The 19562-nt window shown below is 48.8% G+C and carries 16 protein-coding genes and 4 tRNA genes (1 of these 20 only partly in view); 9 read left to right on the top strand and 11 right to left on the bottom strand.

Annotation, left to right across the window (positions count from 1 at the left end):
* The 4 genes from HMPREF3139_RS03100 to HMPREF3139_RS03115 form a co-directional block, all read left to right on the top strand.
* Nucleotides 1–29 (top strand) — tRNA-OTHER (locus HMPREF3139_RS03100); it begins 54 nt to the left of the window's first position.
* Nucleotides 30–61: 32 nt separating this feature from the next.
* Nucleotides 62–138, top strand: a tRNA-Asp gene (locus HMPREF3139_RS03105).
* A 39-nt stretch (nt 139–177) separates the two neighbouring features.
* A tRNA-Val gene (locus tag HMPREF3139_RS03110) sits at nt 178–253 on the top strand.
* Between the two features lie 32 nt (nt 254–285).
* A tRNA-Asp gene (locus HMPREF3139_RS03115) sits at nt 286–362 on the top strand.
* Nucleotides 363–651: 289 nt separating this feature from the next.
* On the opposite strand, the gene dacB is transcribed toward HMPREF3139_RS03115, so the two are convergent.
* Both dacB and HMPREF3139_RS03125 read right to left on the bottom strand, forming a co-directional pair.
* Entirely contained in the window at nt 652–2064 is a 1413-nt protein-coding gene (dacB, locus tag HMPREF3139_RS03120; RefSeq protein ID WP_070460429.1) for a D-alanyl-D-alanine carboxypeptidase/D-alanyl-D-alanine endopeptidase, read from the bottom strand.
* A 70-nt stretch (nt 2065–2134) separates the two neighbouring features.
* On the bottom strand, nt 2135–3571 hold the full coding sequence (locus HMPREF3139_RS03125) for an MFS transporter (protein ID WP_070460431.1): 1437 nt from the start codon (nt 3569–3571) through the stop codon (nt 2135–2137).
* Between the two features lie 136 nt (nt 3572–3707).
* Between HMPREF3139_RS03125 and HMPREF3139_RS03130 the strand changes: the two genes are divergently transcribed.
* From HMPREF3139_RS03130 to HMPREF3139_RS03140, 3 genes are all read left to right on the top strand, one after another.
* On the top strand, nt 3708–4274 hold the full coding sequence (locus HMPREF3139_RS03130; protein WP_039864340.1) for an NADPH-dependent FMN reductase: 567 nt from the start codon (nt 3708–3710) through the stop codon (nt 4272–4274).
* 145 nt (nt 4275–4419) lie between these two features.
* Nucleotides 4420–5097: a response regulator gene (locus HMPREF3139_RS03135; protein ID WP_070460434.1), complete on the top strand. Its 678-nt coding sequence runs from the start codon at nt 4420–4422 to the stop codon at nt 5095–5097.
* Nucleotides 5098–5126: 29 nt separating this feature from the next.
* Complete coding sequence (locus HMPREF3139_RS03140; protein WP_070460436.1) at nt 5127–6440, top strand: sensor histidine kinase; 1314 nt, start codon at nt 5127–5129, stop codon at nt 6438–6440.
* Between the two features lie 128 nt (nt 6441–6568).
* On the opposite strand, the gene aroB is transcribed toward HMPREF3139_RS03140, so the two are convergent.
* From aroB to pilM, 7 genes are all read right to left on the bottom strand, one after another.
* Nucleotides 6569–7648: a 3-dehydroquinate synthase gene (gene aroB / locus HMPREF3139_RS03145; RefSeq protein WP_070460438.1), complete on the bottom strand. Its 1080-nt coding sequence runs from the start codon at nt 7646–7648 to the stop codon at nt 6569–6571.
* Between the two features lie 22 nt (nt 7649–7670).
* Entirely contained in the window at nt 7671–8183 is a 513-nt protein-coding gene (locus HMPREF3139_RS03150) for a shikimate kinase (protein ID WP_049333679.1), read from the bottom strand.
* Between the two features lie 132 nt (nt 8184–8315).
* Nucleotides 8316–10448, bottom strand: a complete 2133-nt coding sequence (gene pilQ, locus HMPREF3139_RS03155; protein ID WP_070460440.1) for a type IV pilus secretin PilQ — start codon at nt 10446–10448, stop codon at nt 8316–8318.
* A gap of 20 nt (nt 10449–10468) precedes the next feature.
* Nucleotides 10469–11011 (bottom strand): pilus assembly protein PilP, encoded by a 543-nt coding sequence (locus HMPREF3139_RS03160; protein WP_070460442.1) that lies wholly within the window; start codon nt 11009–11011, stop codon nt 10469–10471.
* A 15-nt stretch (nt 11012–11026) separates the two neighbouring features.
* Nucleotides 11027–11698: a type IV pilus inner membrane component PilO gene (gene pilO, locus HMPREF3139_RS03165; RefSeq protein ID WP_070460443.1), complete on the bottom strand. Its 672-nt coding sequence runs from the start codon at nt 11696–11698 to the stop codon at nt 11027–11029.
* Nucleotides 11698–12321, bottom strand: a complete 624-nt coding sequence (locus HMPREF3139_RS03170) for a PilN domain-containing protein (protein ID WP_070460446.1) — start codon at nt 12319–12321, stop codon at nt 11698–11700. The genes pilO and HMPREF3139_RS03170 overlap by 1 nt, the downstream gene beginning before the upstream one ends.
* 4 nt (nt 12322–12325) lie before the next feature.
* A complete protein-coding gene (gene pilM / locus HMPREF3139_RS03175; protein ID WP_070460447.1) occupies nt 12326–13417 on the bottom strand; it encodes a type IV pilus assembly protein PilM in 1092 nt (363 codons plus the stop codon).
* Nucleotides 13418–13570: 153 nt separating this feature from the next.
* Here pilM and HMPREF3139_RS03180 point away from each other — a divergent pair, with 153 nt between their 5' ends.
* Entirely contained in the window at nt 13571–15958 is a 2388-nt protein-coding gene (locus HMPREF3139_RS03180; RefSeq protein WP_070460449.1) for a penicillin-binding protein 1A, read from the top strand.
* 61 nt (nt 15959–16019) lie between these two features.
* Nucleotides 16020–16856 (top strand): PHP domain-containing protein, encoded by an 837-nt coding sequence (locus HMPREF3139_RS03185; protein ID WP_070460450.1) that lies wholly within the window; start codon nt 16020–16022, stop codon nt 16854–16856.
* Nucleotides 16857–16996: 140 nt separating this feature from the next.
* Here the strand turns inward: HMPREF3139_RS03185 and HMPREF3139_RS03190 are convergent, their stop codons facing one another.
* Complete coding sequence (locus HMPREF3139_RS03190) at nt 16997–17857, bottom strand: DUF6236 family protein (protein ID WP_070460452.1); 861 nt, start codon at nt 17855–17857, stop codon at nt 16997–16999.
* A gap of 237 nt (nt 17858–18094) precedes the next feature.
* Entirely contained in the window at nt 18095–19534 is a 1440-nt protein-coding gene (locus tag HMPREF3139_RS03195) for a surface lipoprotein assembly modifier (protein WP_070460453.1), read from the bottom strand.
* Between the last annotated feature and the right edge of the window lie 28 nt (nt 19535–19562).

Raw genomic sequence — 19562 nt, forward strand, 5'->3', positions numbered from 1 at the left:
CGGCGGTTCGACTCCGTCATCACCCACCAAGTTTTTTTTCATTGTCTTTGACAGTGAATACGCGGTGGTAGCTCAGTTGGTTAGAGTACCGGCCTGTCACGCCGGGGGTCGCGGGTTCGAGCCCCGTCCGCCGCGCCATTATTTAAAAATACTGACTCTTCAGTATCTCCCTTTTTCGGGTGATTAGCTCAGTTGGTAGAGCGTCTGCCTTACAAGCAGAATGTCGGCGGTTCGACTCCGTCATCACCCACCACTTTCCTTTTCATTGTCTCTGACAATGGATGCGCGGTGGTAGCTCAGTTGGTTAGTGTACCGGCCTGTCACGCCGGGGGTCGCGGGTTCGAGCCCCGTCCGCCGCGCCATCAAGTTAAAAATAAAAATACCGGTTTTTACCGGTATTTTTTTCGTCTGTACCCTATGCCTTTTTATAAAAAATCGAGCTTTTTAGATAGTATAAACAGGACATCACAATAAAGCAGACATATGGCTTGAATCCTGAAAGGCCATCTATCTCAAGCTGCTTCACACCAAACGCTTATTCATCAAATCCCTAAATCATCTTTCAAAATAGACATAAATACTTGCCTCCCCTTCTTACACAAAGGCCGTCTGAAAACGTCAATACATTTTCAGACGGCCCTTTTTAGCTTATCAAGCCTGATATCTAATCATGCAGGAGGCCTTAGCATCAATCCAATGTTCACCACCTGGCTGAACAATTTTAGACACCAGCTTATCCAAGTCGCGTAAATAATTGGTTGATTTTTGGCTGTTGATAATGACGACAACCAGCAACGGCTTTTCGCCCAACCAATATCCTGCCAATGCACGGACATCTTTAAGCGTACCGGTTTTAAGGCGTAAGTTTTCACCGGGCTGTTTCAAGCGTGTTTTAAGCGTGCCGTCTTTACCGGCAATCGGCAGCGTACTGATAAACTCGTTTTTAAACGGGCTGAAGTAGGCTTTTTCCAACATTTGCGCCATCATTCGCGCATTGAGCCGTTCTACGCGGGACAGGCCTGAGCCGTTTTCCAACACCAGCCCTTCCGTATTGATACCGGCAACCGCCAACTCGCTTTTTACGATAGACGCGGCCTTGGCCTGCGCCTGCTTGTAATCAGATATATGTCCGGCAAATTTAAGGAAAACCGAACGGGCAATCAGATTATTGGAATGCTTGTTCATATCGGTGAGGATATCGGCAAGCGGTTTGGATTGATGACTCGCCAACACATGCGCGTCATGAAGCGCAGCACCTGTCGTCAGGCCGTCTGAAATCGTGCCGTCTTGTTGGCGCCATTGGTTGACAAAACTTTTGCCGACAAATTCTTTCATGCTATACATATTCAGATACAGCTCTTTGCCCAAGCAGCTTTCCGGCAGCTTGCCCAATACGGTCAGCGTATTGTTTTTATAGGAAGTTTTCATGTGGTTCTTTAAAACGCTGCACTTCCCTTCCTTATCTTCAAGCGTCAATTTGTTTTGAATGTTCAAATTCGGCAGCGGCGGATTGGTACGGATGACCAAGCTTCCGTCTTCTTCTTTTTCAGCACGAAGTTCAACGGTTTTATACGCCAACATATTAGGATCGGGCGGTGTCATAAAGCTTTCGGCAGAATCGGAAGCAAAATCATCCGGATTCTTCACATCGCCCCACAGGCTGCGGTCGAGTATCAGATGTCCGTCAATATGGCGTATGCCCTTATCGCGCATCTGTTGCTGCATTTGCACCAGATCATGCTGGTCAAACACAGGATCGCCGCTCCCCACCCAATACACATTGCCTTTCAGCGTATCGCCTTTGATTAGGCCGTTGGTTTTAAACTCGGTTTTCCAACGATAATCGCCGCCCAACATACGAAACGCGGTAAACGCCGTTACCAGCTTCATCGTCGAAGCAGGATTGCGCAATTCATCGGCACGGTGTTCGGCAATCACTTTACCGCTGTCCAATTCCTGCACATAAACGGAAATTTCATTTTCAGGAATACGCCCGAAATCCAAAGCCCATGACGGACAAACCGTCATCATCAGGCTGATTGATAAAATACTTTTTAACTTCATTGTGTTACAAAATCTTATAAATTCTTACGAGGTACTTAGGCCGTCTGAACGTTTCAGACGGCCTTTTTATTTATTTCTGATGCGCTTTCAAACGCAAAGCAAACATGACGACCACGACACCGACAACCAAAGCGCAACCCATCGCCAAATGGATACCATCCAACATTGCCTGTTGCGGCATATCTGCACTGGAAAGTTTCTCGCCGATATTGGTTGCACCGACAAAAAACGCCGCGCCGATGGCACCGGCAATCGGGTTGATGGTGGTCAGAATCGCCGCACCGTGCGGATTGAGCGTTTTCGGCAACGCGTTCAGACCATGAGTTTCGCCGGTTACACAAGCAGACACGGAAAGCGCCAACAGCGTAAACATCGCCGTCAACATCACCACTTGCGTATCAATCCGCAAAAACAGCCACAATACCGCCAACGACACCACCAGCATCACTGTTGCCGGCAAAACGACAAAGCGTCCGCCCTTTTTGTCCAACAATTTGCCGAACAAAGGTGCGGCAACCGCTTGGGCAATACTGGCAGGCATCAGAATCAGACCGGTTGCCGTACCGGTCAGCATCAACACTTGCTGCGTGTACATCGGCACCATCAGTTCCAAGCCCAAGAACAGGAATACCGCACCGGCCAAAATCACAACGCAATATCTGAACTGTTTGTATTCAAAAGCACGAAGGTTCAACAACGGCGTAGCCAAACGGAACTGACGGTGCGCAAACCAACCCACCAGTACAACGGAAGCGGCAAAGAGCAGGATAAATTCCAGCAGCGGCATATGGGCAAAATTACTGCTCGCATAAACCAGCCCGCCGAAGCCCGCAATCGACAACACGGCCGACAACATATCGATTTTCGGACGGCTGATGTTGCTCAAATTGACCGTCAAATATTTGCCCACCAGCACCATCGCCGCCAACATAAACGGCGCGGTAAAGCCGAACAGCACGCGCCAATGCGTATGGTCGATGATGATGCCCGACAGCGTCGGCCCCATTGCAGGCGCGGCGGTAAACATCATGGTAATCACGCCCATCGCCGTTCCGCGCTTATTGGGCGGGAAAATTGACAATACGCCGTTAAACAGAAGCGGGACAAAAAACGCGGCAGACACTGCCTGCACCATACGCCCCACAACCAAAATTCCGAAAGTCGGTGCAAACGCGCAAATCAACGAGCCTGCTAAAAACGTTGCCTGCGTAAACAGCACCATTTTTCGCGTTTCAAACCATTGAATCACGCCTGCCGTAATCGGCGTAAATGCACCCATGACCAGCAGAAAACCCGTCGTCAGCCATTGAACCGTGGTCTTATCGACACCGAAATCCTTCATAATCGGCGTAAGCGCGACATTCAGCAGCGTGTCGTTGAGATAGCCGAAAAATGCGCCGATAAACAGCGTCGCCACAATGGTTTTAGCAGGAAAGTCGGGGTTGTCGGGGTTGTCGGCGTAGTATTCGTGTACCGTTTCGCCCTCTTGCGAATCAGAAGCGTGCATAATAATTTGAAATATCAGCGAAACCGTTATTTTAGCATAAACCGTTTTGACAGGCCGTCTGAAACCTTGACCGCTTCCCCAGATAATACTAAAATTTAGAATTGTTTTCATTTTTATTATTAAACAGGAGAAAAACATGTCAAAGAAAGTCAGCATCTTGGTCGGCAGCCTGCGTAAAGGCTCGTTCGCACGAAAAGTCGCACAAAACGTCGTTTCCATGTTCCCCGAAGGCTACGAAGCGCAAATCGTCGAAATCGGGCATTTGCCTTTATACAACTTCGACTACGACGATCCTGCCGTTACCGACTTCCCTACTCCGTCCAGCTATACCGAGTTCCGTGAAACCATCAAAGCCTCTGCCGGCGTATTGTTCGTGACTTCCGAAAACAACCGTACCGTACCGGCCTGCCTGAAAAACGCCATCGACATCGGCTCCAAACCCAATGCCGATGTTGCCTGGAAAAAAACACCTGCCGGCATCATCAGTCATTCTGTCGGCAAAATGGGCGGTTATAGCGCGCAAAAAAATCTGCGCCTTGCCCTTTCGTATTTCGATATGCCACTGACCGGCCAGCCGGAAGTGTTCCTCGGCAACTCGCCTACCCTGTTTGACGACAACGGCCAGCTCATCGAATCCGCACGCGGCTTTGTTCAAGGCTATATCGACCAATTGGTTGCCTTGATTGAGAAAAACCCTAAATAATCGGGATTGAAGCATACAGGCCGTCTGAAAAACGAATTTCAGACGGCCTCATCTTTTGCAAAAAATCAGTTTTTCAACCCTTCCTAAATTTTTACTAATTGAGTGCGGTTATAATCACTGTCCGCCCATTCTCTGGAGAATTTCCATGCGCGTATTATTGGTTGAAGACGATGCCATGATTGCCCAAGCCGTCAGTGCCAACCTGAAAGACACCGGCTACGCTGTCGATTGGGTCAGCCGCGGTTCGGAAGTTGCCGCAGCAGTGGCGGCGCAGGCATACGATTTGCTACTCTTGGATTTGGGTTTGCCCGGCAAAGACGGTTTGGACGTATTGGCGCAAATCCGCAACGGCGGCTGTACCGTTCCCGTCTTAATCGTGACCGCGCGTGACGATTTGCACAGCCGGCTCAACGGCCTAGACGGCGGCGCAGACGACTACATCGTCAAACCCTTCGACATGGCGGAACTGCAAGCCCGTATGCGTGCCGTATTGCGCCGACACGGCGGACAGGCGCAAACGCTGCTGAGCAACGGCATCATCACGCTCAACCCTTCCACCCATCAGGCGGAAGTAGTCGGGCAGGAACAGGCCATCATGCTCAGCAACAAAGAATTTGCCGTCCTCCAAGCCCTGCTGCTGCGTCCGGGCATGATTCTGTCGCGCAGCGATTTGGAAGACAAAATCTACGGCTGGGGGGAAGAAGTCGAAAGCAATGCCGTTGACTTCCTGATTCACGCCTTACGCAAAAAACTCGGCAAAGAAGCGATTCAAAACGTCCGCGGGGTCGGCTGGCTGGTTGCACAAAACAACCAGGCCGTCTGAAAAACCACAACAATATCAACACACAAACCATGCAACGCCTTATCCACACCATCAAACAATCCCTGCAAGTCAAAATCAGCCTCGCCCTGATCTGCATGCTCCTGCCCCTCTCCATCCTTGCAGGCATATTTTCATATTACGATACTTATCACGAGACCCAAGAGGTTCAAGACGATCTGTTGCGCCAAGTCGCGAACTATCTCGACCCGAGCGATGCCGATGACGAGAATCACTCGCTCGACAACGACAACAAGATTTCCGTTCAATTTCCCAATACGCCCAACCCCATTGTCAGCCTGCCTGAGAAGATTTCAGACGGCCTGCACACCATTCAGGCCGATGACGACGACGATTACTACCGCGTTTATACCCGCAACACCAAGCAAGGCCGCATCGCCGTCATGCAGGAAAGCGACTACCGCGAAGAGCTGGCCGAAATGGCCGCCGTGCAGAGTATCCTCCCCATGCTCCTCGCCCTACCCCTGATTATCCTGCTCACCGTCTGGATTACCCACCGCGCCATGCGTTCCGTCAAAACCCTGTCCAACGATTTAGAACAGCGCCAAATCAACGACCTCTCGCCGATGGACACGCAAGACATTCCCAGCGAAATCCAAGGCTTTGTCGTCGCCATCAACAACCTGTTGCAGCGTACCGACGAAAACGTCCGCCAACAGCAACGCTTTATCGCCGATGCCGCACACGAATTGCGCAGCCCCATGACCGCCCTTTCCCTTCAGGCAGAGCGGCTCAACAATATGCAGCTGTCCGCCGAAGCGCGCGAGCAGTCCGCCCTGTTGCAACAAAGCATACAGCGCAACCGCCACCTGCTCGAGCAACTCCTTTCCCTCGCACGTGCCCAATCACCCAAAACTCAACGCCCCAAAACCCTGATCAGCCTGCAAAACCAGTTCCGCCGTATCTTGCAGGAACTCATGCCGCTGGCGCTGGCCAAAGGTCAAGACATCGGCGTCGCCGTTGAAAACGACTGCCAAATCCACGCCGACGACACTGAAATCTACACCCTCATCAAAACCTTTACCGACAACGCCATCCGCTACACCCCCAAAGGCGGCCGCATAGATTTGGGCTTTGACGAAACCGCCGAATACCTCAACATCTGGGTGGAAGACGACGGCCCCGGTATTCCCCCAAGCGAGCGCCAACGCGTTATCGACCCCTTCTACCGCATTCTCGGCACCGAACAACAAGGCACCGGCCTGGGGCTTTCCATCGCAAACACCATTGTCAAACGCCATCAAGGCCGTCTGAAACTGGCCGACAGCCGACGCTTTGACAGCGGCTTGCTGATTATTGCCGAGTTGGATAAAAAGACGCTTTAAATAATTGACCCGCTCAAATTGGTTTATCTAGCTTTAAGCCGATAAATGAAAACGTTTTAAAACCAAAGGCCGTCTGAAAATGACTTTCAGACGGCCTTTTATATTTTAAAGCAAACCTCATTCATTCCTCACAAATACGGCTGCAAGGTTAGGCGGAGGATTTCCATATCGGTAATTTCGGTGATATTGGCTTTGCCCAAGTATTCCAAGCCGACAAAACGCATGATGCCGCTGCTGACTTTTTTGTCGTGGCTCATGTGTTCAATCCATTTTTCAAAGGAGAAAACAGGCGGCGCAGACGGGAGGGAGGCGGCTTCCATTAAAGCGGCAATTCGGTCGGTATCGGCTTGTTGGGTTTTGCCCAAGATTTGCGACAAACGGGAAGCAAGGACGCAACCGGCGGCAACGGCTTCGCCGTGCAGCCATACGCCGTAGCCCATTTCGGCTTCAATGGCATGGCCGAAAGTGTGGCCGAGATTAAGCCATGCGCGGATGCCCTGCTCGGTTTCGTCTTGGGCAACAATATCGGCCTTCATTTTGCAGCAATGGTAAACGGCTTCTGCCATTTTTTCTTGATGTTGCGCCATCAGGTCGGCCATATTTTCTTCCAACCAAGCAAAAAATTCAGCATCGCCCAATGCGCCGTATTTGATGACTTCGGCCATGCCTGCGGAAAGTTCGCGTTGCGGCAGCGTTTGCAGGGCGGTCAAATCGGCCAGAACGGCTTGCGGCTGGTAGAACGCGCCAATCATGTTTTTACCGAGCGGGTGGTTGATGGCGGTTTTACCGCCGACCGAGGAATCGACCTGGCTGAGCAATGTGGTCGGCACTTGGATAAAAGGTGCGCCACGCTGATAAGTCGCCGCGGCAAAGCCGACCATATCGCCTATCACGCCGCCGCCCAAAGCGATTAAAGTAGTTTTACGTTCGGCACGGTTTTGCATCAGGCCATCGTAAATCAGGTTAAGCGTCTGCCAGTTTTTATACTCTTCGCCGTCGGGAAGGATGATGCTGAAATGCGGCACGCCCAGTCTGTCTAAGGCCGTCTGAAGCTGTTTGAGATAAAGCGGCGCAACGGTTTCGTTGGTAATGATGGCTGCTTTTTTGCCTAAATAGGGCTGAAGCAGCGTATCGGCCTGCTCAATCAGTTTATGCCCGATAAAGATGGGGTATTGATGGGACGGGGTTTGGACAGTCAGTGTGCGCATGGTGTTCCTTTGCAAAGCGTTTTTATTCGCCTAAAGCCTGTATCAGGCGTTTGAGCGTTTTGTGACAGCTGTCGGATTCGATGACGAGATGGGCGGTTTGACGGTACAGCGTATCGCGTTGGTCATACAGCTCTTGCAGTTTGGCCAAAGGGTCGGCAACTTGCAACAGCGGCCGGTTGCTGTCGTAGCGGGTACGTTCCAGCAAGGTTTCGGGGCTGGCATGCAGATAAACAACCGTGCCGTTTTGGCGCAAAATCTGTCTGTTTTCACTGCGTAATACGGAGCCGCCACCGGTCGATAAAACGATGTTGCGCCGGGAAGCGAGCTTCTTCAGCATATTGGTTTCTCGGTTGCGGAAGCCTTCCTCCCCTTCCATCTCAAAAATAGTCGGAATGGATACGCCCGAAGAAGTGCAGATTTCGTAGTCGCTGTCGTAAAACGGGCATTCAAACATTTGGGCAAGCTGCTTGCCCAAAGTGGTTTTGCCCGCGCCCATCAGCCCGATTAAAATTAAATTACCGTTGATTTTTTCCATGAGGGTCATTTTATACGATATGGTGGTTTCGTGGAAAAGTTCGTCGTTTTTCAGACGGCCTTTTCATCTCAGGCCGTCCGAAAACCAAAACAGGCATACCTTTGCAGATATGCCTGTTTGTCATTTTAAAAATCAGTAGCGCAGATTGTTACCCACATTATCCATAATGCGCGGCGTGATGAAGATCAACAGCTCACGGCGGTTTTCACGTTTACCGCGTGATTTGAACAGATTGCCGACAACAGGAATATCGCCCAAAACAGGTACTTTGTTCACTGCATTGGTGCTTTCTTCTTCGTAAATACCGCCGACAATCAGCGTACCGCCATCTTCAACCATGGCTTGGGTATTCAAGTGTTTGGTGTTGATACACTTGGTTGTCAGAGAATCCACGGTACAGTCGATCGGGGTATCGCGATTAATCTTCACAGTCATGATGATTTGACCATCAGGCGTAATGTTCGGCGTTACGGTCAAGCCCAAAACGGCTTTCTTGAAGGTAATCGAAGTCGCACCGCTGGAAGAAGCTTCTTGGTAAGGAATTTCCGTACCGGATTCGATTTTGGCTTCTTTGCGGTCTTGTGTCAGCACACGCGGATTGGAAATGGTTTTGCTCTTACCTTGTTCTTCAGACGCGCTGATTTCCAAACCCAATGCACCGGACGAGAACGCACGCACCAGCGCAATGCTGTTGACTGCGGCTGCGGTCGGCAGGCTGACGTTCGGATCCAAAGACCAAGTAGGATAGCGGACATCACCACGGTTAAACGAGGCATTGGTATTGTAGTTGGTTTGTGCATTGCTCCAGTTGCTGCCCCATGCGTTACGGCCACTTGCACCACCGGAACCGAATTTAACGCCCAAGTTGCGGAAGAAGGTATCTTCTGCTTCCACAATACGCGCTTCCACCATCACTTGACGGGTTGGAACGTCCAATTCATCAATCAGTTTGCGGAATTTTTCAATCACGCCGCGGTTGTCGGTCACGATCAGCGTATTGGTGGCCGGATCGATTAAGGCGCTGCCTCGATTGCTCAACAGAGTGTTGCGGGTATTGGAATTATTGCTGTCGTATTCTTCCAAACGCAGAATTTTGCGGAACTCTTCCACGTTTTTGTATTTCAACTGGAAGGTTTGAGAATACAGCGGACCCAATTCGGCAATCTCTTTTTCAGCCTGCAAGAAGGCTTTGTCTTTTGCCAACAATTCATCGCGAGGCGCAATATTAATGATGTTGCCTTGACGGCGCATATCCAAATTGCGCGCCTGCATAACCAAATCCAATGCCTGATCCCAAGGTACATCTTTCAAGGACAGAGTCATGGTGCCTTTGACGGTATCGCTGGCAACAATATTCACACCGGATTCTTTTGCCAAAATCTGCAAGATGGTACGAACTTCTACATCTTGGAAGTCCAAAGAAATTTTACGACCTTTGAACGATTTGTTCGCATTTTGGTTCAAGCCGCTGGATTCGGTATTGGCGGCTTTAGGCGATACTTCAAATACAAAACGGCCGGAAGAAGCTTTGGTATTGATGTCCCAATTCGCATTATTATTGCGGATAATAAGCTGGGTAGAATTGCCGATACGTTTGAGCGTAACGTTTTGTACAGGCGTATTGAAGTCAGCCACATCCAAACTGCGTTGCGCTTGTGTCGGCAGCGTATGGTTTTTCAATGTCACAACCACGCGGTCGCGCTGCTGTTTAATGTCCGGCTGCCCGCTAAAACCTGGGGCAGACAATTCAATAATGCCGGAATTGCGTGCGCCTTTGCGGAAATCGATATTGGCGGCCGAAACGGCTTGATAAGCCTGAGTAGCGCGCGCAGTAGACGGTGTAGCCACACGTTCATTGGCAACGGCAGCATTGGTTTGGTCAGTAGATTCGTTTACAAATACCCAAACTTCGTTGCCGCGAATCTCAGTATTGTATTGGCTGATTTTGTTCAAACCCAAAACCACGCGTGCACGGTCATTGTTTTGCGCCGCAGTAATTTGATTCAGCAATGGGTCGGCATATTCCAAAACAGGCTGAGGCAAACGGATATTGGTATTGGCAAAATCCAATGCAATACGCGCCGGAGTAGATGTTACAAAACCATGAGGTGTAGTGACGTCTTTGTCGAAACGGATTTTGATGATTTTTTGGTTGTCAGGCAAAGTGGAAACGTTGATATCGGTAATATTGCCTGCAAAGGCCATCTGAACAGCGAGGGCAACGCTGAAGCCGGCAAATAATTTTGTCATGTGTTTGGTTTTCATAATTGAGTGAGACCCCTAAATTAATTTGAATTCGAACTATCTGAGCTATTGGAAGAATCCGCCTCTTTACTGCTTAATGGCAATTCGGCCTTCCGGTACACCCAGTTGCCGTAGCTGTCTTCAACTTGCTCGGTTAAGATAATTTTATCTTCGGTAATACTTTGGATTCTGCCGTAATTCTGACCGATGTAGTTTCCGGGATAAACGGTATAAACATGGTCCTTGACCTTGATAAATCCGGAAACTTTGCCGCCGCTTTGCAGCGTTCCGACAAAGGCCATATTTTCCAAACTGAAGGCTTCCAATGTTTCTTTCGGACGGTTCACATCCGGCGCATTACCGCCTTTAGGGGCAGTGTCCAAACGGCGTGAATCAAACGCATTCATACCTTTAAAGTTCGGCGGGCTATACGGCTTAGGCAATGTAACCGTCGGCTCTTCAAACGGAATAATCTTGGATTTTGCTTCCTGACGGGTTTGCGTCATCCATTGAGTCAAATCTTCATAGCTTTGCGTACAGGCTGCCAAGGGAAGAAGACTTAAGAGTAAGATGATTTTTTTCATGATTTCCCTATTCTTTTATTTTTGCTCATTCTCGGCAGGTTTGCCTTCTTCTTGTGCCTGTTGCGCAGCCAATTCGGCAGCAATCTCTTCGGCCGGACGTGCTTTGTAAGTCGTCGCAATCGCGCTCAATGTCAATTCGCCTTTATTGCCTTTGCCTTCTTTGTCCTCGCCTGCGTTCACGAGTTTTAAAGAATCTAAAGTAATAATGCGCGACAAATCGCCTACATCACGGGTAAATTGGCTGATCTGTGAGTATTTGCCTGTGATGGAAATCTGATACGGCAGTTTTTGAATCGGACCATCGTTTTCAGGTTGGAGCGGTGCAACGCTGTCCAAACGCAATCCGTTGGTTGAACCTGCCTGATGCAGCTCTTGAATCAGATTCGGAATTTCCGCGTCGGTCGGAAGTTGTTTCAACAACACATCAAATGCAGAACGAATCGAAGCCAATTCAGCCTTCAGATTATTCAAGCTTGCTGCCTGAATGCTTTTACGCGTAAAGGTTTCCTTCAGTTCTTCTTCTTTAGCTTCCTGCGTATTCCAAGTTTCAATCTGATCTTTAAATACGCCGACATAGCCCAAAGCCAACATACCGACAATCAATAAACCTGCCAGCAAAAGTTTTGAAGGCATATTAAGCAGGTACAGGTTTTGTACGTCCAATTGTTTCAGGTTTTTAGATGCCATTATTGAGCCTCCGGAGCAGGTTCTGCCACAGGTTCGGCCATTTCACCGCTACTTTGGGCAGTTGGTGCAGGAGCCGGCGTATTCACTTGGTTGATTGAAGATTTCAAAGTAAATTCTTGGTAGTTATCTACTTTTTTAATGCTCAACAATTCAGGCTGCAAGAAAATACCTGTACTTGGCAAGGAGCGCATCATAACGGCAATTTTATTGTCGCTGATGGCATGACCGCTGATTTTATAGCTGGTCGGACTTTCGGCTTCCAACGCGGTCAAATAAGTATTATCGGGCGTAAGTGTATTCAAAGAATCAAGGATATAGGCCGCTTGATAGCGTTTTTCCTGTAACTCTTCAACTTTCAGTTTTTTGGCCAAGAAGGCTTCTTTTTCTTGCTGAAGTTTATCGATTTCGCCCAATTCTCTATCAAGTCTGTCGATTTCGGTTTGCAGGAAGTTGTTGCGGCCTTCTTGATTGCTGATGGCGCTGTCAATACCAAGATAGGTAGCGGCCGCCAAGCCCAAACCTACTGCAAAAGCGCCAAGCATCAATATTTTGAATTGCTGCTGCTTGCGCTGTTTAATCTCTTCCCGATATGGGAGAAGGTTGATTCTGGTTAATTCGATCATGTTCTCAAAGTCCCCTTAATGCCAATCCGAACGCCAAAGTCAGTGACGGCGCATCAATTTGAAACTGCGGCAATTCTACTTTTGCACTGCGTTCCACATATGAAATCGGATGCAGATATTCTGTTGGCGTATTGGTTTGCGAGAAAATGCTTTCTGCCAAACCTGCCTGCTGCGCGGTAAAGCCGGTCAGCAGGATGTGTTTGATATTGTGAAAAAAATCAGTGGCCTGCGTGGTATAGTAAAATTGCAGGACACGCTGAACTTCTTGTGCAACCTGCACATTAAAACGGTCGGCAATCTGAGACTGGTAGTCGGAAGGCTTGTTTTGGGAAGCCATCATTTGAGCGGCTTTTTCTTCCGTTACCTGATAAGTACGCTGAATCAGCTGATTGAGCTGCTCTGTACTGACCGGTGTTTCTTGTTTGTAGAGGATACGGCCGTTTTGCAGAATCAGGGCATACATTTGAGTCGCATGAATACCGAACACGGCAACTTTTTCCTCTGCCATTTCGGGAGCATGCGTATTCATCCAATAGACAAAGGCATTGCGTTGCGCCAGCAAGTCCAAGTCCAAAGCAGACAAAGGCAGACCGGCATTTTCAAACATTTCAATGCGTGGCTCGACATCGTCTTTTTTGGCGGCAACAGCTAAAACATGCTGACCCGAACCGACTTCTTCAGCTTGAAAGTCGTAGTTCATTTCTTCAATAGGCGCAAATTGGCCGACTTCCGCCTCGATAAACTCTTCCAAGTCCAAATCGGTATCACGCGGGTTGTAAATAATTTGCTCGACTGTCGCCAAATTTTGTGGCACGGCAGCAACAATATTTTTGCAAGAACTGCGTAATTGTGTGTAAGTATGTTGGATGTAAGTAGCAAGCTGATCGTAGTCTTGAATTTTGTTGCCTTTGACAATATTTTTAGGCAATTTGGTAATAACGTATTTTTCCAGCTGAATTTGGTTTAAACTACGGCCTGTCAGTTGTACCATCTTAATGGCATGTTGGCTGATGTCGACGCCGATGGCAGAGCGGTTGTTCAATCCGCTAGAAGCCTTGCCTGTTTTGGTATCTTTCGTGCTTTTAAATAAGCGCATGATTTGACTTCCCTGTATCATTTAGGAGTGAGTAACTGTTTCGTTATCCGTAAAGGACTTCTTATTCTTTACACAGTATTGACTGTGGCTGATAGAAATCGTTTCCCATTTTACTTTATTTATCGCCATTAATGGCAAAATTATTACCTAGTCATGATTAAAAAGATTATAACGACCTGCATGGGTCTCTTATTAGGACTGGCTCTTTTTGGTGTAGGTCTGATTGCAATTGCAATTTTGGTAACCTATCCAAAACTGCCGTCTTTGGACTCTTTACAACACTACAAACCAAAAATGCCGCTGACGATTTATTCTTCAGACGGCCAAGTCATTGGCGTTTACGGCGAACAACGGCGTGAATTTACCAAAATCGGCGACTTCCCGAAAATTTTGAAAGATGCCGTGATTGCCGCCGAAGACAAACGCTTCTATGACCACTGGGGCGTGGACGTTTGGGGTGTGGCGCGTGCCGCAATCGGCAACGTCATGGCCGGCGGCGTTCAATCCGGTGCCAGTACGATTACGCAGCAGGTTGCCAAAAACTTCTACCTGAGCAGCGAGCGTTCGTTCACCCGTAAATTCAACGAAGCCCTGTTGGCCTACAAAATCGAGCAGTCTTTGAGCAAAGATAAGATTTTGGAGCTGTACTTCAACCAAATCTATTTGGGTCAACGTGCTTATGGTTTTGCCTCCGCCGCCCAAATTTATTTCAACAAAAATGTTAACGAATTAACATTGGCCGAAGCCGCCATGTTGGCCGGCTTGCCTAAAGCACCTTCTGCCTACAACCCGATTGTGAACCCTGAGCGTGCCAAACTGCGTCAGGCTTATATTCTGAACAATATGCTGGAAGAAGGCATGATTACCCTGCAGCAACGCGATCAGGCTTTGAAAGAAGAGTTGCATTACGAGCGTTTTGTACAAAACATCGATCAAAGCGCCCTGTACGTTGCCGAAATGGTACGTCAAGAGCTGTTTGAGAAATACGGCGAAGATGCCTACACTCAAGGCTTTAAGGTATATACCACTGTCGACACTGCACACCAGCGCGTGGCCACCGAAGCCCTGCGCAAAGTTCTGCGCAACTTCGACCGCGGCAGCAGCTACCGCGGTGCAGAAAACTACATCGACCTGAGCAAAAGCGACAACGTAGAAGAAACCGTCAGCCAATATCTTTCTACGCTTTACACCGTTGATAAAATGATTCCGGCGGTTGTATTGGAAGCCTCACGCAAAGGTGTACAGATTCAGTTGCCAAGCGGCCGTAAAGTGACGCTGAACAGCCACGCTTTAGGCTTTGCCGCCCGTGCCGTCAACAACGAAAAAATGGGCGAAGACCGCATCCGCCGCGGCTCCGTCATCCGCGTTAAAGGCAGCGGCGATACCTTTACCGTCGTTCAAGAGCCTTTGCTGCAAGGCGCATTGGTGTCTTTAGATGCGAAAACCGGTGCAGTCCGCGCATTGGTCGGCGGCTACGACTACCACAGCAAAACCTTCAACCGCGCAACTCAAGCCATGCGCCAACCCGGCTCTACGTTTAAACCGTTTGTTTATTCCGCCGCTTTGGCAAAAGGCATGACTGCCTCCACCATGATTAACGATGCGCCGATTTCCCTGCCGGGCAAAGGTGCAAACGGCAAAGTGTGGAACCCGAAAAATTCAGACGGCCGCTATTCCGGTTACATCACGCTGCGCCAGGCTTTGACCGCTTCGAAAAACATGGTGTCCATCCGCATCCTGATGTCTATCGGCATCGGCTACGCGCAACAATACATCCAACGCTTCGGCTTCAAGCCGTCTGAAATCCCTGCTAGCCTGTCTATGGCTTTGGGTACAGGCGAAACCACACCGTTGCGTATTGCAGAAGGTTACAGCGTCTTTGCCAACGGCGGTTACAAAGTATCTGCCCACGTCATCGACAAAATCTACGACAGCCAAGGCCGTCTGAGAGCGCAAATGCAACCTTTGGTAGCCGGTGAGAACGCACCTCAGGCCATTGACCCGCGCAACGCCTACATCATGTACAAAATCATGCAAGACGTTGTCCGTGTCGGTACCGCACGCGGTGCAGCCGCACTCGGCCGCGCCGACATCGCCGGTAAAACCGGTACCACCAACGACAACAAAGACGCATGGTTTGTCGGCTTCAACCCTAGCGTTGTGACTGCCGTCTATATCGGCTTTGACAAACCGCGCAGCATGGGTCGTGCAGGTTACGGTGGTACAATCGCCGTACCGGTTTGGGTAGAATACATGCGCTTCGCCCTGAAAGGCACCAGCGTCAAACCGATGAAAGCACCTGAAGGCGTGGTTACAAACGGCGGCGAAGTGTATATGCGCGAACGCATGACCACCAGCTCCGACCTGGCCTTGGACAACAGCGGCGTTGCTCCGCGTCCTGCCCATCGTGCCGTTCCGAATGAAAACCGCCGCCGTACCGAGAGCGGCAATGCGCCAGCCCGTGAAGAATTAGACGAAACCCCAGTTCTGCCAAGCAATACCGGCAACAATAACAGACAACAACTGGACTCTCTGTTCTAACAAAATCAAGGCCGTCTGAAACGTTCAGACGGCCTTTTTTGAGAAAATTCAAAGCAAAACCATGATTGATTTACACTGCCATTCAACCGTTTCAGACGGCATGCTTTCCCCAACCGAAGTCGTCCGACTCGCCCTTCAAAACGGTTGCACCCTGCTCGCCCTGACCGACCACGACCATACCGGCGGACTTGCCGAAGCACGTGCCGAAGCCGATACCCTCGGCCTCCCCTTCGTCAACGGCGTGGAAATATCCGTCACTTGGCGCGGCCGCACCATCCACATTGTCGGTTTGGACTTTGACGAACACAACGAAGCCCTGCAAAACCTGCTTGCCGAAGTCCGCAAAGGCCGTCTAAAACGATTGGAAGCCATCGCGGCCAAACTGGAGAAAAAAGGCATAACAGGCTCGTATGAAGGCGCGCTGGCATTGGCCGCCAACAAAGAAATGGCCAGCCGTACCCACATTGCCGAATTCCTCATTCGCGAAGGCCATGTTAAAAACAAACAGCAGGCATTTACCAAATATCTGGGCGACGGCAAATCCTGTTCCGTCAGACATGAATGGGCCACACTGGAAGACTGCGTAGTCGCGATTACAGGCGCGGGCGGCATGGCCATTATCGCCCACCCGATGCGCTATGAATTATCCGCCACCGCCAAACGAAACCTCTTTCAAGAATTTAAAAATCTCGGCGGCGCAGGAATTGAAGTGCACAGCGGCAACTGCTGCAAAAACGACCGCCTCAACTATGCCCTGCTTGCCGACCGTTTCGACTTTCTCGCCAGCGCAGGCAGCGACTTCCACCGCCCCAACGACTTCAGCGGCGGCATACTCGGCGCCTGTCCCGACCTACCCGAACAATGCCGTCCTGTCTGGGAACACTTTAAGGCCGTCTGAATTTTTTCATATTTTTGTAAATAGCTTATCTATCTATAAACAGAGACACAGCATCTACACAATTTACATAAGTAAATTCAATAATCAAATATACCTCATAAAACTCCCTCAACTGACATGTATCGTTTTTAAGCAATGTGTTAGGCAAACTCATTCTCTATTCTAGAAATATATGCATAATCTTTTAATTCATTAGGAATATCCTCAATTATTTCATTTCTTTTAATTCCTATTTTTATAAAGGCACCCACTGACGCCAAAAACGCAGAAAAATATTGAGATACTCCAAGATTCTTCATCCCTTCATAGAATCCATAAGCTGCCGAGATGGATCCAACCAAATCTGAAAAATCTGCTCTTAATACAATTTTATGACTAACCAGACATTTGTTTTTCATTACCTTATGTGAGTCCATTGATTTATGTAAATCACAAATTGCTTTTTCTAGTTGCAACATCTTTGTATTCTGAGTAAATATTTGATCAGGAGAACTAATTATTTCATCATACATAGCACTTAAGCATAAACGCAACATTATTAATTCATCATTATATTTTTCTTTGAAATTTAAAATTTCTTCAAGAGGTATAGATCTTTGTGGAATAGGAATAGCTTTATATAGTTCAAATTCAATCGTCCTTTGAAGAGTTTTCCTTATGTTTTTAGAAGCTTTAAAAGACAAATCTTTATGTAATTGTTGCAAACTCCAGAGATACTCTGTACCTTTATGATTATAATTATTAAAAATTTCTTCTTGAATATTCAAGAAGAAATCTTCATTTACCGAATAACTTCCTGTTAACCATACTTCTTCAATTGTTAGAATTTTTTCATTTTGAAGTAAATTAACATCACCTATATTGGAATAACTCATATAGAACATATTATTATTAGGTAAAATGATTTTATCCCAAAAAAACAGTGCCATTCTAATTTCCTGTTCTAAATCAACTCCACCCCCAATGATCGTATTACCATTAACCTCGACAGGAGGTGCCATAATAATTCCACGCTTCTTCACTTCTTATCTCCAATATTTAACTCAAAGAGTAACAAATTTTGAATATTTAGATATAAAATCCATATTTGCAATAAATAAAAATAACATAAAAATACTGTATAACTATAATATACTCCCTTCTCTAAGTAAAATCATAACAACAGAAATAAAAATGCACAGGCCGTCTGAAAAATACTTTCAGACGGCCTGTGCATTTTTATTTCTGTTTACCGCAAGTTAAAACGACCTCACCAGTGACAAACCGACTTCGTTTTGTTTGTAGCTGTACAGCCAGTCGGTGTTGCCGTTAACGCGGCGGTGTTTATAGCTGAGGACGGGCTTAAGGCCGGCGAATTTCCAGCGGTCAGCGCCTATGCTGAGGCGGTAGGTTTGTTCTTTGTCGCGGCGGCGTTGTTCGAGGACGGCATTCTCTTCCCTATGGCTGCGGATGCCGAAGGTAGCAGACACGGAAACGTCGAAACCGGCTTCAAACATTTTTGCCGCACCCAGCCGTGCGGAAATTTGGCGATAGCTGTCCACAGGGTCTTTCGTTTTGCGCTGCTGCCAGTCTATGCCACCGTAGAGCATCAGGTCGTTGCGCGGAAAATAAGACAAGGTGTTGTAAACGGAGAGGAGGCTGCCGTCGAGCAAACGGGTTTTGTCTGCATAAGAAAGGTGTTTCCACTCAGCTTCCGTGTTCCATGTCCAATCGCCCTTGTCGAGGTTCCATTCGTTGCGCACACCATAGGCGCGGTTGAGGGTTTTGCTGCCGCTGCCATTCCATTCGACAAGTGGTGCGAAGGCGAAAGTGTGGCGCTGGTTTTCAAACTGATAGCCTGCACTGAGGTTGAGCGTGTGTTCGTTGAAATCTTTATGGTCGCGGTAGAAGCGGCCATAGCCGAGCGCGCGAGCGGCAATGCCGTGGTGTCCTTTAACCTGCCAGCGGCGGACGGCGGCGGCTTCGTATTTGATGCCGTTGGCGGAAATGGGTTTGTCGCCTGAAAATTCTTCCCAACATTCGCCGTCGATTTCGGTTTTACACCACACTTTGCCGCTGGCTTCGTTGATGTTGCTATTGTGGACGGCGCCGACGGAGAGGCTGCCTTTCCAGCTTTGACGCTGGTTCAAGGCATCTTGGAAATGGGCGATGTTTTCTTTGACGGCTTCAGGCAAGTCTTCGTTTTGAAGGTGTACAAATTCAGAAGATGCTTCGCGGTTCAGACGGCCTTCAAAAAGCAGGCGTGCGTAATCAAGCCGTCCGCGTGTAAAATCGGGATGACGTTGCAACAGGGTTTCGTATTCTTGTTTGGCGGCTTTCCACTTACCTTCGCCTCGTGCAAGAGAAGCACGGGCAAACGAAGCGATATCGGGATCGTATTCGGTTTGCTGGGTATAACGCTCCAGCAGAGGGCGAACGGTTTGCCAATCGCTGCGGTTGACAGCATTAAACAGTGCCTCGCCTTGGTCGGCTTCGGAGTCGCTCTCGGCTGTCTTCCCGGTATGCGGAGCAGAAATATCGAGATGATATTCGCGCACTTTTTGTTCCTGCTCCTGCATGGTTTGGCGGGTATCCTGCCACAGGCGTTGCGCGGTGCGGTCGTCTGAAAAATCAGAACGCGGCGCGGCAAGGACGGGAGCAGAAAGAAGCAGAATCAGGCAGGCAGACGGTTTGTACATGGGATCGGCTTTCCGGTCGCAAGTTTCA

The sequence above is a fragment of the Neisseria sp. HMSC15G01 genome (genome assembly GCF_001808255.1).
GTDB lineage: Bacteria > Pseudomonadota > Gammaproteobacteria > Burkholderiales > Neisseriaceae > Neisseria > Neisseria subflava_A.

What these genes read in the sequence shown, in the direction of transcription:
- pilO (WP_070460443.1), bottom strand. Translation starts at nt 11,698, where the DNA reads ATGGCATCTAAAAACCTGAAACAATTGGACGTACAAAACCTGTACCTG.
- HMPREF3139_RS03160 (WP_070460442.1), bottom strand. Translation starts at nt 11,011, where the DNA reads ATGAAAAAAATCATCTTACTCTTAAGTCTTCTTCCCTTGGCAGCCTGT.
- dacB (WP_070460429.1), bottom strand. Translation starts at nt 2,064, where the DNA reads ATGAAGTTAAAAAGTATTTTATCAATCAGCCTGATGATGACGGTTTGT.
- HMPREF3139_RS03125 (WP_070460431.1), bottom strand. Translation starts at nt 3,571, where the DNA reads ATGCACGCTTCTGATTCGCAAGAGGGCGAAACGGTACACGAATACTAC.
- HMPREF3139_RS03140 (WP_070460436.1), top strand. Translation starts at nt 5,127, where the DNA reads ATGCAACGCCTTATCCACACCATCAAACAATCCCTGCAAGTCAAAATC.
- pilM (WP_070460447.1), bottom strand. Translation starts at nt 13,417, where the DNA reads ATGCGCTTATTTAAAAGCACGAAAGATACCAAAACAGGCAAGGCTTCT.
- HMPREF3139_RS03180 (WP_070460449.1), top strand. Translation starts at nt 13,571, where the DNA reads ATGATTAAAAAGATTATAACGACCTGCATGGGTCTCTTATTAGGACTG.
- pilQ (WP_070460440.1), bottom strand. Translation starts at nt 10,448, where the DNA reads ATGAAAACCAAACACATGACAAAATTATTTGCCGGCTTCAGCGTTGCC.
- HMPREF3139_RS03150 (WP_049333679.1), bottom strand. Translation starts at nt 8,183, where the DNA reads ATGGAAAAAATCAACGGTAATTTAATTTTAATCGGGCTGATGGGCGCG.
- HMPREF3139_RS03195 (WP_070460453.1), bottom strand. Translation starts at nt 19,534, where the DNA reads ATGTACAAACCGTCTGCCTGCCTGATTCTGCTTCTTTCTGCTCCCGTC.
- HMPREF3139_RS03130 (WP_039864340.1), top strand. Translation starts at nt 3,708, where the DNA reads ATGTCAAAGAAAGTCAGCATCTTGGTCGGCAGCCTGCGTAAAGGCTCG.
- aroB (WP_070460438.1), bottom strand. Translation starts at nt 7,648, where the DNA reads ATGCGCACACTGACTGTCCAAACCCCGTCCCATCAATACCCCATCTTT.
- HMPREF3139_RS03190 (WP_070460452.1), bottom strand. Translation starts at nt 17,857, where the DNA reads ATGGCACCTCCTGTCGAGGTTAATGGTAATACGATCATTGGGGGTGGA.
- HMPREF3139_RS03135 (WP_070460434.1), top strand. Translation starts at nt 4,420, where the DNA reads ATGCGCGTATTATTGGTTGAAGACGATGCCATGATTGCCCAAGCCGTC.
- HMPREF3139_RS03170 (WP_070460446.1), bottom strand. Translation starts at nt 12,321, where the DNA reads ATGATCGAATTAACCAGAATCAACCTTCTCCCATATCGGGAAGAGATT.
- HMPREF3139_RS03185 (WP_070460450.1), top strand. Translation starts at nt 16,020, where the DNA reads ATGATTGATTTACACTGCCATTCAACCGTTTCAGACGGCATGCTTTCC.